The sequence below is a fragment of the Rhodopirellula sp. UH5 genome (assembly GCF_056839225.1).
Genome location: NZ_CM166390.1, coordinates 267,980 through 282,156, shown reverse-complemented (window position 1 = coordinate 282,156; position 14,177 = coordinate 267,980). Strand labels below are relative to the sequence as shown.

The following is a 14,177-nucleotide window of genomic DNA, read 5'->3' as shown; positions in this document are numbered from 1 at the left end:
TATGCGAGCGGAACCGCCACACCAAGCGGTTGGTTTCAATTTACATTCGCTGATTCGCATGCATTCCATGGTGTCGCATCCCCAAACGCACATGCGTTTCGACAGGGCGGACACCTTGCTTGGCCAAACGAATGCATGCTCAACAGGCAGTTGATTGAGTACGTTCGAAAATTGAACGATCAGCCGAGGGACGATCGCCCACGGTGACCGAAGACGAACCGGACGCGATCGCGTCTGACTGACGAAATCACTAGGCCGTTAAGCAACGCGTGAACAACAAGTGACGATGTTAGCGGTGTGGCGCAAGCCGCCCGGTGAGGAACCGGAGGGCTCGCGCCCTTCCGCTACGTCACTTGTTGTTCACGTGGTCCTATGCCGGCACCAATTCTTGCTTGGGACCAAAGAATTCGTACTTCAACCGATGGTCCGCCACTCCCATCTCGGACAAAGCCGAATGAACCAGATTCATGAAAGGCTTCGGGCCACAGAAGAAATACCGAGCCGTCCCAACCGGCGTCCATTCAGCGATCTGTTCCTTGGTCAGCAACCCTGTTTCGTCGCATTTTCCCGATGCCAAATCATCCGGCAAAGGATTGTCGTAAATCGTTCGCAACTGCAACCCAGGCGACGATTCCGCGAGTGCTTTCAACTCATCCGCAAACGCTTGCGATGCGCTGTTGCGAGCCGCCTGCACAAACACAACTTCTGCAGTGGGTTGAGCCTTCAATAATGACTTCGCCATCGACAGCAACGGGGTCACACCGATTCCGCCAGCCAAGAACACAATGGGTTCCGCCGCCTTCTCAGTGGGATCAAGCGTGAATTCTCCGCACGGTGGCCCGACTTCGATCAAATCCCCTTCCTGCATCTCGTCATGCAAATGGTTCGAAATCAAACCGCCCGGCGCATCGGCTTGCAGTGCTCCCTCGCGTTTGACACTGATCCGATAGTGAGGCTCTTGCCAATGGTCGGACAAACTGTAGTTGCGAGGCGAAGTGGGCGTGACCGGATGATCGACGTGAACGGTGATGTATTGGCCTGGTTTGAAAGCAGGCAAGCCCCCTCCGTCTTCCGGAGTCAAATAGAACGATGTCACACAGTCACTTTCGGGCGTCTTTCGCGACACGACAAAGGTTCGCGTACCGTTCCATCCGCCGGGCACCTGGGCTTGGTTCTGATAGATCTCGTTTTCGCGACCGATGAAGATGTCAGCCAAGAACCCATACGCTTCCTCCACCGCGCCCAGGACTTCATCCGTCGCGCCGTCGCCCATCACATCCTTGATCGCCGCCAACAAATTCGCGCCCACGATCGGATAGTGTTCGGCTTGAATCCCTAGCGAACAATGCTTCTGAGCGATCAGTTCCACGGCGGGCAACAACACCGCGGGATTGTCGATGTGAGTGAAGTAGGCACAGATCGCACCCGCCAAGGCTTTCTGCTGACCGCCCGTGTGCTGGTGCGACTGGTTGAAGAAAACCTTGACCTCCGGATTCGCCTCAAACATCCGCTCATAAAATCGCCGCGTGATCGTCTCTGCGTTGGCGGCGACAGCGGGCGTGATCTCTTTGACGATGCGAATGGTGTTTTCACTGAGCAAGGCGGCTCTCCCGAAAATGAAGTCGTAACGAAGCGGCCAAACATCACGCCGCCAAACATCCACCTCAACGTACAGGTTCATTTCTACACGTCAAGATGGAGTTTCGATTCCATGGGTTCCTGTCTTCTTTGCGCACACCCGACCGCCCCGCTGAGAGAGGCGACTCATCCGCCTTTCTCCACCGCTATTGGGCACTGATTCCCCGGCGTCTGCCGAGGCCTCAAGAGTTCGCCTTTGCAGGAGCCCAAACATCCACGGCAAAGTACACTGGCAACCAGTGCGGACCCCGTTTTAAACGCTTCACGATTGACACAACTGAGATGGCCCCGATGAATTGGAAATGCTTTGCAAGCTTGTGGATGCTGTTGTTTTTGAGCACCAATGTGCTTGGCGACGACGCTCCCCCCTCGAAGGACACCACGGCAGAAGAGAAATCAAGTGACGAATTGACGGACCAATTTGTCACGACCGAGCACTCTTTCAGCGTGGCAGGAGAGACGATTGACTACACCGCCACCGCGGGTCGCTTGGTCATGCAAACTGACGAACTGGACCCCAAAGCGGAAGTCTTCTTCGTCTCGTACACTCGCAAGACCGACGACATTACCAAGCGTCCGATCACGTTCTGCTTCAACGGCGGACCGGGTTCCTCTTCGGTTTGGCTGCACCTGGGAATGCTGGGGCCCAAGATCATCCGCTTCCCGGATGATGCGTCTGTGTTGCGTCCTCCGTATCACCTCGATGAAAACCACCAGAGTCTGTTGGACATCACCGACCTGGTGTTCATCGACCCCGTCAGCACGGGATACAGTCGTCCCGCGAAAGACGTCAACAAGAGCGATTTCCATGGCTACAACGAAGACGTCCGCAGCGTCGGCCAGTTCATCCATGACTACACCACCCAGTTCGAACGTTGGCTCTCACCGAAATTGATTCTTGGCGAAAGCTACGGTGGACTTCGCGTTGCGGGGCTGAGCGGCTACCTGCGAGACCACTACAAAATGGAACTCAATGGCGCCATCGTGATCTCCGGCGCCATCAACTTTCAAACGCTGCGCTTCTCGCCCAGCAACGACGTCCCTGACGTTTGCTTCCTGCCGACCTACACGGCGACGGCTTGGTACCACAAGCAACTCGATGAGGAACTGCAATCGCTTCCACTGGCGGAAGTCGTCGCGAAATCGGAGAAGTTCGCTTACCGCCAATACGCCCCTGCTCTGCTGAAAGGAACCAGCATCGGCAAAAAGGAACTTCAACGTGTCGCCGAGGAACTCGCAAGCCTGACAGGCCTGTCGGAAGAGTACTTGTTGTCGTCCAACCTCAAGATTTCGATGCAGCGTTTTGGCAAGGAGTTGCTTCGCGATCAAGCGTTGACGGTCGGCCGATTCGACGGTCGTTACACAAGCATCGACCGTGACTCAGCCGGTGAGACGCCCGAATTCGATGCCAGTGGGGCCGCGATCTTCGGCCCCTTCACGGCTTGCCTGAACGATTACATGCATCGCGATTTGAAATACAAGGATCGACGCGTCTACGAAATCTTGACCGGCAACGTGCATCCGTGGAGCTACAAACCCTTCGAAGGCCGCTACGTCGATGCGTCGGAAACCTTGCGTCGAGCGATGACAGCCAACCCGTCCTTCAAATTGTTTGTCGCTTGCGGGTACTACGATCTCGCCACGCCCCACTTCGCGATGGAGTACACCATCGACCACATGGGTTTGTCCTCGGAACGAAGCAAGAACTTGACGATCAAGCATTACGAAGGTGGGCACATGATGTACGTTCATGAGCCGTCTCTCAAACAACTGCGTCAAGACCTGGTCGAGTTCTACCAGGATGCCGTTGGCGAAACCGCTCAATAGGCGTCTGTTTCGCAACCGTGCCACCGCTTCGGCAACCAGCTGCTTCCGTTGCTCAGCTGGAGATCAACGCGGCTTCTGACCACAACGATGGATCTTCCGCGACCGGGAAGTCGGTGCTGAGCGTCAACGCTTGGTTGCCGAGTTCCCGATCCGCGACGAGGTAATAGAAACCGATCTGCGATTGGTCCTTCGGGTCGTATCCCGTCAACGCATCGGCGGGAATCAAACCAGACAACTCATACCCATCGTGCCGAGGGATTGCGTGAATCTTCAGCGCGTCCGGACGGATGGGTTTGGGATTGGTTCTCGCCCGATTGATGGGCACCATCGCCGCAACGGCTCGCTCACGTTTAGGGCCACCGCCAGCGGGCAACCATAAAAACCGATGGCAATGCTGGGTCGCGCGGTGGATGTTGGGACTGTTCCGCGTATCCATCCAAAGGTGCAACCCATCGCTCTCATCCAATCGAGTTTCGCGACACCATGGCAACTGACGTTTCCCATTGACCAACAAGTGAAACCCGATGCCGGTCACGTCCCACGCGATGCGCACATCGGCAAAGATCGGACCGCCTGAGAGCGCCGCAAAAGACGGCACTCGGCATGAAGTGGGCAGCGACAACCCTCGCGAGGTCCAATCCAAAGCGTGCTGCTGCAGCCGAACTTCGAACCGGAATAGCATCGTCGGATCGAGAAGGGGACCTTTGGCGGAACTCAAGACTGCAAACCTGCTCGGGAAATTCGCGGGACCATCGAACCGCAGAAACACTTCTACGGCTACCAAAAGCGTACCGGCTTCGTCCCGTTTTGGAATGGTGGCAACCCGTGCTTGTCAGAGGTGCGAGTGCTGGCCGATGAGTGCCCAAGCTCGGTTTGAAGCGCGCGTCCAACGGCATTTCGGCAGGCGAATTGTGGGGATTTCGTCAAAAATGCGGCCGTGAAACCGCTGGAACTTTACCCAAACGGAACAACTGGAACGGTCGCAGCGAAAACGAATCGCTTTCCCAGGCGATTTCAATTCCCCAGGCGTTCGACTCGCCGATAGCGTGCCTTGGAGCGGGATCTCCATCCGGCGATTTTGGCAGCGCCCACTTCGGCACCCCCGTTGCCGCTCTGTCCCACCTCACAGCCCACCATCACATTCATTCAAGCTCCGGTTTCGCAGTGAACACTTTATTCCAAGCCTTCGTTCGCTGATCTCCGGCCCAATATAATCATGAAAATTTTCTCCCCGATTCGCCATTGTTCCACCACCGCCAAACGCCTCGCATTGTCGGTCACCATCGCCGGTTCGCTCTTTGCTTCTGGCCTGGCACCATCGCTCGCTCATGCCAAGCAAGTCGATCCTGCTCTCACCGGTGGCATCTCCATCCTCGTCCACCGCTTTGATGAGGAGGCCGCCCCGATCGACCCCGCCGTTGTCGTGGATGCCCCCTCCGTTCCAACCGAAGACAAAGCGACCGAAGCCGGTGAAATCGAAGCGGAAGCGGCCAACGCCGGGGAGAACAAAGCGGAGGACGCCGAAGCTCAACCCGTTCAGCAAGCGATCATTTCGATCCCGGGCACGCACGACTCCATCCCCACCGTCAGCGTTGACATTCAACCCGAGTCCACCGGCGACGAGCTGAAGGTTGCCGCGGCCGACATCAACGATGTGTCCGCTCCCGCGACCAGCGTTCGCCGCACCTCCTCCGACTTCAACGAAATGCTGGCCGCCGTCGCTGCTTCCACCGCGGCCAAGATCGGGATCCCGCTCGAACAGTTCCTCGAACCGTTCGCCATGATTCGCACGCAAGCCAAACTGCCCCCCGTCGCTGGCGAACTCGATCCCGGGCTCAGCGAAGAAGTCGCCGACGACCAAGCCTTGGCTCAAGCGGTGGCACTGAACCGGTGGTGGTTGGACGAATCCATGCCCGAAATCGCTTCGGACGAACCCGTGCTGCAGAGCCAACTGGTTCCAAACGCCGTGCCTGCCAAGCCTGCACCGCACAAGTTCACGATCGATGTTCGCGAGGAGTTGGCCGCACTCGCCGCGGAAGAACCCTTGGATGTCACACTTCCATCCGTGATCGTTCCCTTCATCGCCATGCATGACTTTTCAAAACCGGTTGGCAACACGGTTTTGCAATTGGGCGTGGAACGGATCGCCGATCCCGAAGTGGCTGTCGAAGACCCCAGCGATTTGGCAGGGAGCTCCCCTGTCATCGTGACCTTGGAAGAAGCCTACTTGCCCTATGACCTGAACGAGGGCGATTTCCACGAAGCTCAACTGGTGAAGGCATCCCCAGATTGCTTGTTGGAAGAAGCAGTGTGGCAGGTCAGCAAGGTGGCAGAAGTGGCGGAGTGCTTCTCGCCTCGGGAGCTGGGCGTGGTGTTGGCGGATGTGGCTCACCGCCGGTCGATGATTGAAGCGGATGTGTTGGATGTCGTGGCGAGTGACTTGGCGTCGTTGATCGCGAAACCTGTCCCGATGATGTTGGTGGATGGCGAACCAATCCCTCAGCCGGTTCCGGACGCGGAACCCGACACGGTTCACTCGATCGACACGATGGTCGTCGACGGGGAAGTCATCCCGGCTCCGTCCCCGGATGCGGTTCCCGATGAATTGCCCAACTCGGCAATCATCGAGATCATGCTCGTCGATGGTGACTTGGTTCCCGCGCCCACGCCCGACGACGCTCCGGATGCGATGGAATCATCCCCCGCGATTCCGACGATGCTGGTGGACGGCAACGCGATCCCGGCTCCCACGCCCGATGGAATTCCGAACGGCATCGTGAGCCTGAACACGGCCACCGGAATCGAATCCATCGTGGCCGTCGACGTGGTCCCCGACTCAGCCTACCCTGAGCTGAATCCGGGACTGGATCCCGCCGCGATGGACGCGGAAACGCAGTTGGCCACACGTCCCGAGGAAGACAACGTTCAACGCTAAACGTTGCCTCGAGACTCGCCACTGAAACGCGAGCGTCCCGACCTTCGATCGCCATCCGAAACCCACGTCGTTGTGAACCAACGTCGTGGGTTTCGCTCGTTTATACTTGCCGCACCAGTCTCAATCCTCGTGCAGCAGGTACATCCATGTCTATCAGGCGGATTTTCGGTTTCGGACTCTTCCTCGGCTTGTGTCTCAGTCTCCAGACGTCCCACGGACAAGATCCTGAAACATCCCAGGGCAGCCAACGCAAGAACGTGCTGTTCTTGATTTCCGATGACCTGAACACTCGCATCGGTTGCTACGGGGATCCGCTGGTCCAAACCCCCAACATCGATCGCCTGGCCGCGCGAGGCGTCCTGTTTGAAAACGCGGCTTGCCAGTACCCACTGTGCGGCCCGTCGCGAAATTCGATGTTGTGCGGGCTGTATCCCGACACCACCGGCATCCACGGCAACGCCCAAATTTTTCGTGATTCGATTCCCGAGCGTTGGTCGCTGCCCCAAGCCTTCCGGTTGGACGGGTACTTCGCTGGTCGCATCGGCAAGATGTACCACTACAACGTTCCCAAATCCGTCGGAACCAACGGCCATGATGACCCAGCGTCCTGGGAATTGGAGCTCAATCCAGCCGGCTGTGATCGACTGATCGAAGAACCGGACATTTTCACGCTTCGCAAAAACGCGTTCGGCGGAACGCTGTCCTGGTACGCGTCGCCTCGCCCGGACGCAGCCCACACCGATGGGATGCTGGCAGACGACGCATCCTGGGTTCTGGAACGCTGCGCCCAACGCAATGACCGCCCGTTTTTTCTAGCCGTTGGTTTCTATCGACCTCACACGCCCTATGTGGCACCCAAGGAATACTTCGATCTTTACAACCTGGAAGACATGCCGCTGTTTGACAATGTAGAAGAAGACAACGCGGACGTTCCGGAGGCGGCCTTGCTCAGTCGCAAAAAAGAACAAGAGCAACTCACCGACGATCTACGTCGCCAAGCGGTCCAGGCTTACTACGCCAGCACCACGTTCATGGACGCGCAAGTCGGCAAGGTGCTCGACACGCTCAAACGCACCGGCTTGGACAAGAACACGATCGTGGTTTTCACCAGCGATCACGGTTACTTCCTGGGTGAAAAGGGATTGTGGCAGAAGCAGGCCTTGTTCGACAAAGTCGCTGGTGTGCCATTGATCATCGCGGAGCCCGGACGCACCGCAGGCGCGGTGGCCACCGCGCCCGTGGGACTGGTCGACCTGTACCCGACGCTGACGGAGTGGTGCGGCGTGCCCACGCAAGAATTGATGCAAGGCCAATCGCTTGTACCGATGTTGCGAGATCCCTCGGCAACCGGTCGCGGCTACTCGATGTCGATGGTCGTTCGCAATGATCGTCAAGCCAAACAACGCTACTACGGGTACTCCATTCGCACCCAACGATACCGGCTGACCTTGTGGGACGACGGCAAACGTGGCACCGAGCTTTACGATCACCAAAACGATCCCGATGAATTCACCAACTTGGCTCACGGCGATCGCAAAAGCGATCCCGAGATCGCCCAAGTGATTCGCGACTTGACGCAGAAACTCGAAACCGAAAGAACCAAGGGGATGCCAGCGTCCGGCAAGCGAACCGAATACAAAGTCGGCAACTGGAACCCAATGCTCCGCATCGACGATTGAGCGGTGGCGACAATCGTCGCTGGCTTTTAGCTTTTAGCTTTTAGCTTCTAGCTTCTAGCTTCTAGCTTCTAGCTTCTAGCTTCGTGCTTCGTGCTTCGTGCTTCGTGCTTCGTGCTTCGTGCTTCGTGCTTCGTGCTTCGTGCTTCGTGCTTCGTGCTTCGTGCTTCGTGCTTCGTGCTTCGTGCTTCGTGCTTCGTGCTTCGTGCTCGTGCTCGTGCTCGTGCTCGTGCTCGTGCTCGTGCTCGTGCTCGTGCTCGTGCTCGTGCTCGTGCTCGTGCTCGTGCTCGTGCTCGTGCTCGTGGCACGTGGCACGTGGCACGAGCCATCGGTGCTCGATGCCAGCCCATACCACGCTCCATCCCTTGCATCACCAACGCATTCTCCCGCTACCAGGCCAGCCCTCCGCCCATCACCGGTTCTGGATTCGAAACGCCAGCTGCTGCAATTCACTGGCAAGATCCACGTTGATAATCGCTGTGCCAGATGGCACACGAAGCGTCGTGGGGGCAAAGTTCAGGATGCCCTGAATCCCACCCGCCACCACGCGAGTTGCGACCTGACTGGCTTGTTCACTTGGCACCGCCAAGATGGCCAATTCTGGTTTCGCGGTCGCCAACACTTCTTCCAGATCGTCCAGGGAACGAATCGTCGTGCCCCCGACTTCGCGACCATACTTGCTTGGATCGGTGTCAAATGCGGCCGCAAGGGAAAATCCCAGGCGTTCAAATCCGCGATAACGCAGCAACGCGTTGCCCAGGGACCCAACGCCGATCAGGACCGCCTTCCACTGCACGCCTGATCCCAGCACCACACCGATTCGGTCGGCCAGGATTGCAACGTCGTATCCAACCCCACGGCGGCCGATCGATCCAATCGAACTGAGGTCGCGGCGAACGACGGCGGGCGACACATTGACCATTGCGCCCAGGTCACGGCTGTTCGTGGACGTTTCGCCGGAATCCAGCAAACGGTGCAATTCACGGTAATACAGCGACAATCGGCCCACCGCGGGCGTCGACAACTCGGCCCGACGATCGCTCTCATCGGGATTGTCGGAATCGTCCGCAGCGTGCTCTGTGTTCATGCCCATGACCGACCCGCGCATTTGATTTCACTGGAACAACCCGCAAGGTCGGTAGGACTCGACAACGCAATCGCTCCCTTTTGCCAGGACTTCCCTGTTTGCTTGTTCAACCCGTGTCCCGCAGACGATGAAGTTTGTGCATCAAGATCAGTTTTACTAGTCCGCAGAGTTTTCGCCTGGGTCACACACCTGGCACAGCTTATCTCTGTCCGACTGGCAAGTGAAGCCTTACCGACCCTCCCTGGCCCACGTGTGGGCCATCCCGCTCTCACCACCGCAGCCTCGGCCTTCGTTCAGTCGACGGGCACACTGCAACAAGAGTGACAGTGAATCAGGCAGCGGATCGGTTTAGCAGTCTGGGTCTTGGTTGGTATGGAGGTCAAGCCGGGGGGTATCCGGCAGGCCAAAGGAAGCTGCGTTATTACAACGTCCCGTTGTTACCTGTGGAGAAACTTACGATGAAACGTTTGTGGTTGTTGCCTGCTCTGATGATCATTTCGGTCGTCTCGGGCGCGAATGCTGCTCACGCTGCTTACAGCGGCGCGATCAGTTACGAAGGTTGTAGCAGTTGTGGTGGTTCCGTTGTTGCCGATGGATCGGTGATGGCAGACGGCTCAGCTGTGGCTGGTGGTTCGGTTATCTCTGACGGTTCGGCCGTCGCCGGTGGATCTTACACCGTGATGCGAACCGTCCGCGAAACAGTGATGGAGCAAGTCCAAGAGACTCGCACCCGCACTCGGAACGAAGTGTACTTCGAAGACCAAGTGGTCAACCGTACGCGGATGGTTCCAGAAACTCACCAAAAAGAAGTTCAGTACACGGTCATGGTGCCGTCGTACGAAACACGCCAACGCACGATCAACTACACGGTCAACAAGCCTGTGTACGAAACTCGTGAAAAGGTGATCAACTACACAGTCAAGAAACCTGTGTACGAAACACGTACGAAAACGATCAACTACACCGTTAACAAGCCTGTTTACGAACAGCACCAACGGGTGATCAACTACACAGTCAAGAAACCTGTGTACGAAACTCGTACGAAGACGATCAACTACACGGTCAACAAGCCTGTGTACGAAACTCGTCAAAAAGTGACCAACTACACCGTGATGGTGCCAACGTACGAAACTCGTACGCGAAACATCAACTACACGGTTTACAACACCGTGCAAGAACAAAAGGTTCGCACGGAAAACTACAGCGTCAGCGTCCCTCAAACGTACACCAAGACCATCACGGTCAAAGGTGGACACTGGGAAACTGTCACGGAAACCGTTCCTGGACCGATGATTCGTCGCACCGTGCGTGAGCCCGGTACGTCGTACTTCGACGCTTCGACTTGCCGAACCGTGTACTGCCCCGGCAAATGCCGAGTGGAATGCGTTCAAGGTTGCCCCAAGACGATCTGCAAGAAAGTCTGGGTCCCAACTTGCGAGCAAAAAGAAGTGACTTGCACCAAGTACGTCTCAGAATGCCGTACTCGTGAAATCCCTTACACCGTGTGCCGTCGAGTTCCTGAGTGCCGCACCAAGACCGTTGAGTACAAAGTGTGCAAAATGGTTCCTGAGTGCCGTACCAAGACTTGCAACTACACCGTGTGCAAGATGGTTCCTGAGTGCCGTAGCAAGACCGTTGAGTACAAAGTCTGCAAGATGGTTTGCGAAAACCGTCAGAAGACTTGCAACTACACGACCTGCAAAATGGTTCCCGAGTGCCGCACCAAGACTTGCAACTACACCGTTTGCAAGATGGTTTGCGAGCCTCGCACCAAAGTTTGCAAGTACACCGTCTGCAAGATGGTTCCTGAGTGCCGCACCAAAGTTTGCGAGTACAAAGTTTGCAAGATGATCCCTGAGTGCCGTACCAAGACCGTGTGCTACACGACTTGCCGCAAAGAGTGCTACCAAGAAACGATCAAGGTCAAGAAGTGCCGCCAAGTGTGCGAGCCTTACACCGTGACTCGTTGCGTGCCACGAGTGGTTTGCAAGCAAGTTCCTGTCACCGTTTGCTGCCCAGCTCCAACTTGCGGATGTGCAGACGCCTGTGCTCCAGCATGTGCACCTGCTTCGGCTGGTCCTATCCGTAGCTTGCTCAAGGGAATCCTTGGCGGCAACGGTTGTGGCTGCGGAAACGACTGCGGATGCGACGCTGGTTGCGATGCAGGCTGCGACGTTGCTCCTGCTTGCGGCTGCTGATTGAAACTTGTTCTCAGGGGAGCCCCCACAACGGGGCTACCCAGAGAACGTTGACGTAACGCTCTCCACACAGCGACCCCAACCCGACTTCGTCGGCCGTGCTGATTCGGACATCGAACCGAATAACGGATCACCGGCCACGAAGTCACCGGGGTGCCTGAGTGGACTCAACGCGATCAAACAAAACCGGGGACGAACTTGCATGACAAGTTCGCCCCGTTTTTTATGCGCTGGAGGAAAGCTTTTGGCTTCTAGTGGTCTGTTAAAGCTAAAAGTGAGGGTTGGTCGTAGTGGACGAGGCCACCAGTCCTTGGATTTGACGCCAGTTCAGGACTCGTGGCCTCGTCCACTACCCTAAAAACAAGTCGTGATAGACCACTAGCTTTTAGCTTTTCGTGCTCGTGCTCGTGCTCGCCAATCGTGCGAGCCACACCGGCCTCTAGCCCTTCAGCGCGGCTTTGATCGCCGAAACCAATTCATCGTCGGAAGGTGCGACCTTCGATTTGTAACGACCGATGACTTGACCATCGCGACCGATCAAGAACTTTTCGAAGTTCCAACTGATCGGGCCCTTCCCAGCTGGTTTGGCCTCGACGCTGGTCAACTGCTTGTACAGAGGAGACGCTTCGTCACCGTTGACGTCGACCTTGCCCATCATGGGGAAGGTGACGTTGTACCGAGCGCTGCAGAACTCCAAAATGTCTGCGTTTGTCCCTGGTTCCTGCGATCCGAATTGGTTGCAGGGGAACCCGAGGATGACCAAACCGTCTTCCTTGTGGGCTTCGTACAAGGATTGCAGGCCGGCGTACTGCTTGGTGTAGCCACATTTGCTGGCAACATTCACGATCAGGACGACTTTGCCTTCGAAATCGTGCAGATCGACTTCCTTGCCCTCAATCGTTTGGGCTTCGTGAGCCAAGACGCATTCGTGGTCGGCCGTCGAATCCGCGGCGGAAACAGGTTGAGAAGTGTTCATCAAACAACCCAGGGCGAGCGAGAGAAGCAAAAAACGTGACATCGATTTTCCTGTGGAAAACAAAAGTGGGGACGGGACATTCAACGCGAACACTATAACCGTCTCGCCAAGGGGGGATTGCGAAATGACTCCCGCAAATCGAAAATCGAAGTTGTCCCCCCTGAACCATCCCCCCCACATTTGCGATCCACCATGAACCTGAAAGACAAAGTCGTTGCCATCACCGGCGGAGGCACCGGAATCGGGGCAGGAATCGCTCGCGAATTGGCCATGGCAGGCGCGAAAGTCACCGTTGGCGGACGTCGCGAAGCCCCACTGAAAGAGCTCGCCAGCTCCATCGATTCCCCCAACCCAGTCCGCACCCACACGATCGACGTCGCTGACAACGACAGCATCGAAGCGTTTTTCCAAGACATCCGCGCAAGCGACGGCGACGTGGACATCTTGGTCAACAGCGCCGGAATCAACATCGCCAAACGAACCATGGCGGACATGGATCCCGACGAATGGGATCGCGTCCTGCGGATCAACGCCACCGGTGCCTACCGCTGCATCCACCAAGTCATCGGTGCCATGCGCGACCGCCACGACGGATTGATCATCAACATCTCATCCGTCGCTGGAAAACGAGCGATCACATTGGGCGGGGTCGTCTACTGCGCCAGCAAGTTCGCGATGACCGCGATGGGCACCGCCGTTGCCAACGAAGTTCGCCACGAGGGCGTTCGGATCACCAACGTCTACCCCGGCGAAGTCAACACGCCGATCCTGGACAACCGTCCGGTTCCGGTCAGCGACGAGCACAAGGAATCGATTCTGCAACCCGAAGACATCGCTTCGGTCGTGCTCTCGATCTGCCAGTTGCCACCGCGCGCTTGCGTTCCCGAAATCGTGATCAAACCCACCACGCAAGAATGGGTGTGACCCCGCCAACGAAGACTCCCTCCGCGATCGTCACGGGAGCATCCGCGGGTTTGGGCCTGCACGTCTGCCGGCAATTGCTCAGCGAGGGCTACCGGATCACGATGCTGGGTCGAAATCCAGAACGACTCCAACACGCTGCGGAATTGCTCTCGAAGCACCACTCCGTTGACTCCATCGCTGTGTTCGCGGGAGACGCCTGCGACACCGAATCGATGCAAACCCTGGTCGATCAACACGTCGCCCAGTTCGGGTCGCTCGATGCCTTGGTCAATGTGGTCGGACGCAGTGATCGTGGACTGCTGATCAACAGCGACCCAGCCGAACTGGAATCGTTGTTTCGCGACAACGTGGTCTCCGCTTGGACGTGCTGCCGCGCCGCATACGAGGAACTGAAGAAGTCACGAGGCGTGATCGTCAACCTCGGTTCTCTGGCCTCCCGAGTCGCGCCGCGTTACCTCGGCGGCTACGTCATTGCGAAACATGCCTTGGTCGGTTTTTCGCGTCAACTTCGAATGGAACTGGAAGCGGACGGAATCCACGTCGGCGTCGTTTGCCCGGGCCCGATCCGTCGCGACGATGACCAACCGATCGACCGCTACCAAACCGACAAAAAGGCCGGCGTGCCCGCCACCGCAGCGCAACCCGGCGGTGGCGCCAAATTGAAGGGCTTGCCACCCGAAAAAGTCGCAGCCGCGGTGCTTCGATGCATCCAAGATCGCAAGATCGAAATCGTGATGCCGCCCAAGGTCCGTGCCCTGATGGCGATCAACGCGGTCTCGCCAAGACTCGCCGATTGGCTGCTCAGCAAAAGCACCGCCTGAGCAGATGTCTGCCGCGGCCCATTCAATCCAACCAGCCAACGCCTGGGCTAACAAAACTGTTGGCAGGGCGGTAAGTGTGCGAACTGAATGCAACT

The 14,177-nt window shown here is 57.3% G+C and carries 10 protein-coding genes; 6 read left to right on the top strand and 4 right to left on the bottom strand.

Annotated elements, in window-relative coordinates; genetic code table 11:
* Nucleotides 1-370: 370 nt before the first annotated feature.
* A complete protein-coding gene (hmpA, locus tag UH5x_RS01010; protein ID WP_482636097.1) occupies nucleotides 371-1,600 on the bottom strand; it encodes an NO-inducible flavohemoprotein in 1,230 nt (409 codons plus the stop codon).
* Between the two features lie 359 nt (nucleotides 1,601-1,959).
* Between hmpA and UH5x_RS01005 the strand changes: the two genes are divergently transcribed.
* The gene (locus UH5x_RS01005) at nucleotides 1,960-3,465 is read left to right on the top strand and encodes a S10 family peptidase (protein WP_482634395.1); all 1,506 of its coding nucleotides are present in this window, start codon (nucleotides 1,960-1,962) and stop codon (nucleotides 3,463-3,465) included.
* A gap of 52 nt (nucleotides 3,466-3,517) precedes the next feature.
* Here UH5x_RS01005 and UH5x_RS01000 read toward each other — a convergent pair whose 3' ends face one another.
* Nucleotides 3,518-4,063 carry a DOMON domain-containing protein gene (locus UH5x_RS01000; protein WP_047815991.1) on the bottom strand — a complete coding sequence of 182 codons (546 nt, stop codon included), beginning with the start codon at nucleotides 4,061-4,063 and terminating at the stop codon, nucleotides 3,518-3,520.
* Between the two features lie 618 nt (nucleotides 4,064-4,681).
* Between UH5x_RS01000 and UH5x_RS00995 the strand changes: the two genes are divergently transcribed.
* Both UH5x_RS00995 and UH5x_RS00990 read left to right on the top strand, forming a co-directional pair.
* Nucleotides 4,682-6,400 carry a hypothetical protein gene (locus UH5x_RS00995; protein WP_482634394.1) on the top strand — a complete coding sequence of 573 codons (1,719 nt, stop codon included), beginning with the start codon at nucleotides 4,682-4,684 and terminating at the stop codon, nucleotides 6,398-6,400.
* 146 nt (nucleotides 6,401-6,546) lie between these two features.
* On the top strand, nucleotides 6,547-8,079 hold the full coding sequence (locus UH5x_RS00990) for a sulfatase (RefSeq protein WP_482634393.1): 1,533 nt from the start codon (nucleotides 6,547-6,549) through the stop codon (nucleotides 8,077-8,079).
* Nucleotides 8,080-8,488: 409 nt separating this feature from the next.
* Here the strand turns inward: UH5x_RS00990 and UH5x_RS00985 are convergent, their stop codons facing one another.
* Nucleotides 8,489-9,169 (bottom strand): redox-sensing transcriptional repressor Rex, encoded by a 681-nt coding sequence (locus tag UH5x_RS00985; protein WP_047815992.1) that lies wholly within the window; start codon nucleotides 9,167-9,169, stop codon nucleotides 8,489-8,491.
* A 452-nt stretch (nucleotides 9,170-9,621) separates the two neighbouring features.
* On the opposite strand from UH5x_RS00985, the gene UH5x_RS00980 reads away from it, so the two are divergent.
* Nucleotides 9,622-11,361 (top strand): YTV domain protein, encoded by a 1,740-nt coding sequence (locus UH5x_RS00980; RefSeq protein ID WP_047815981.1) that lies wholly within the window; start codon nucleotides 9,622-9,624, stop codon nucleotides 11,359-11,361.
* Between the two features lie 439 nt (nucleotides 11,362-11,800).
* Here the strand turns inward: UH5x_RS00980 and UH5x_RS00975 are convergent, their stop codons facing one another.
* A complete protein-coding gene (locus UH5x_RS00975; RefSeq protein WP_047813570.1) occupies nucleotides 11,801-12,379 on the bottom strand; it encodes a glutathione peroxidase in 579 nt (192 codons plus the stop codon).
* A 150-nt stretch (nucleotides 12,380-12,529) separates the two neighbouring features.
* On the opposite strand from UH5x_RS00975, the gene UH5x_RS00970 reads away from it, so the two are divergent.
* Both UH5x_RS00970 and UH5x_RS00965 read left to right on the top strand, forming a co-directional pair.
* On the top strand, nucleotides 12,530-13,261 hold the full coding sequence (locus tag UH5x_RS00970; protein ID WP_047813448.1) for an SDR family oxidoreductase: 732 nt from the start codon (nucleotides 12,530-12,532) through the stop codon (nucleotides 13,259-13,261).
* The gene (locus tag UH5x_RS00965) at nucleotides 13,252-14,082 is read left to right on the top strand and encodes an SDR family NAD(P)-dependent oxidoreductase (RefSeq protein ID WP_482634392.1); all 831 of its coding nucleotides are present in this window, start codon (nucleotides 13,252-13,254) and stop codon (nucleotides 14,080-14,082) included. Before UH5x_RS00970 ends, UH5x_RS00965 begins: the two co-directional genes overlap by 10 nt.
* Nucleotides 14,083-14,177: the final 95 nt, after the last annotated feature.

Coding starts and splice junctions, on each gene's coding strand:
- UH5x_RS01005 (WP_482634395.1), top strand. CDS start 1,960: ATGCTGTTGTTTTTGAGCACCAATGTGCTTGGCGACGACGCTCCCCCC.
- UH5x_RS00995 (WP_482634394.1), top strand. CDS start 4,682: ATGAAAATTTTCTCCCCGATTCGCCATTGTTCCACCACCGCCAAACGC.
- UH5x_RS00990 (WP_482634393.1), top strand. CDS start 6,547: ATGTCTATCAGGCGGATTTTCGGTTTCGGACTCTTCCTCGGCTTGTGT.
- UH5x_RS00985 (WP_047815992.1), bottom strand. CDS start 9,169: ATGGGCATGAACACAGAGCACGCTGCGGACGATTCCGACAATCCCGAT.
- UH5x_RS00980 (WP_047815981.1), top strand. CDS start 9,622: ATGAAACGTTTGTGGTTGTTGCCTGCTCTGATGATCATTTCGGTCGTC.
- UH5x_RS00975 (WP_047813570.1), bottom strand. CDS start 12,379: ATGTCACGTTTTTTGCTTCTCTCGCTCGCCCTGGGTTGTTTGATGAAC.
- UH5x_RS00970 (WP_047813448.1), top strand. CDS start 12,530: ATGAACCTGAAAGACAAAGTCGTTGCCATCACCGGCGGAGGCACCGGA.
- UH5x_RS00965 (WP_482634392.1), top strand. CDS start 13,252: ATGGGTGTGACCCCGCCAACGAAGACTCCCTCCGCGATCGTCACGGGA.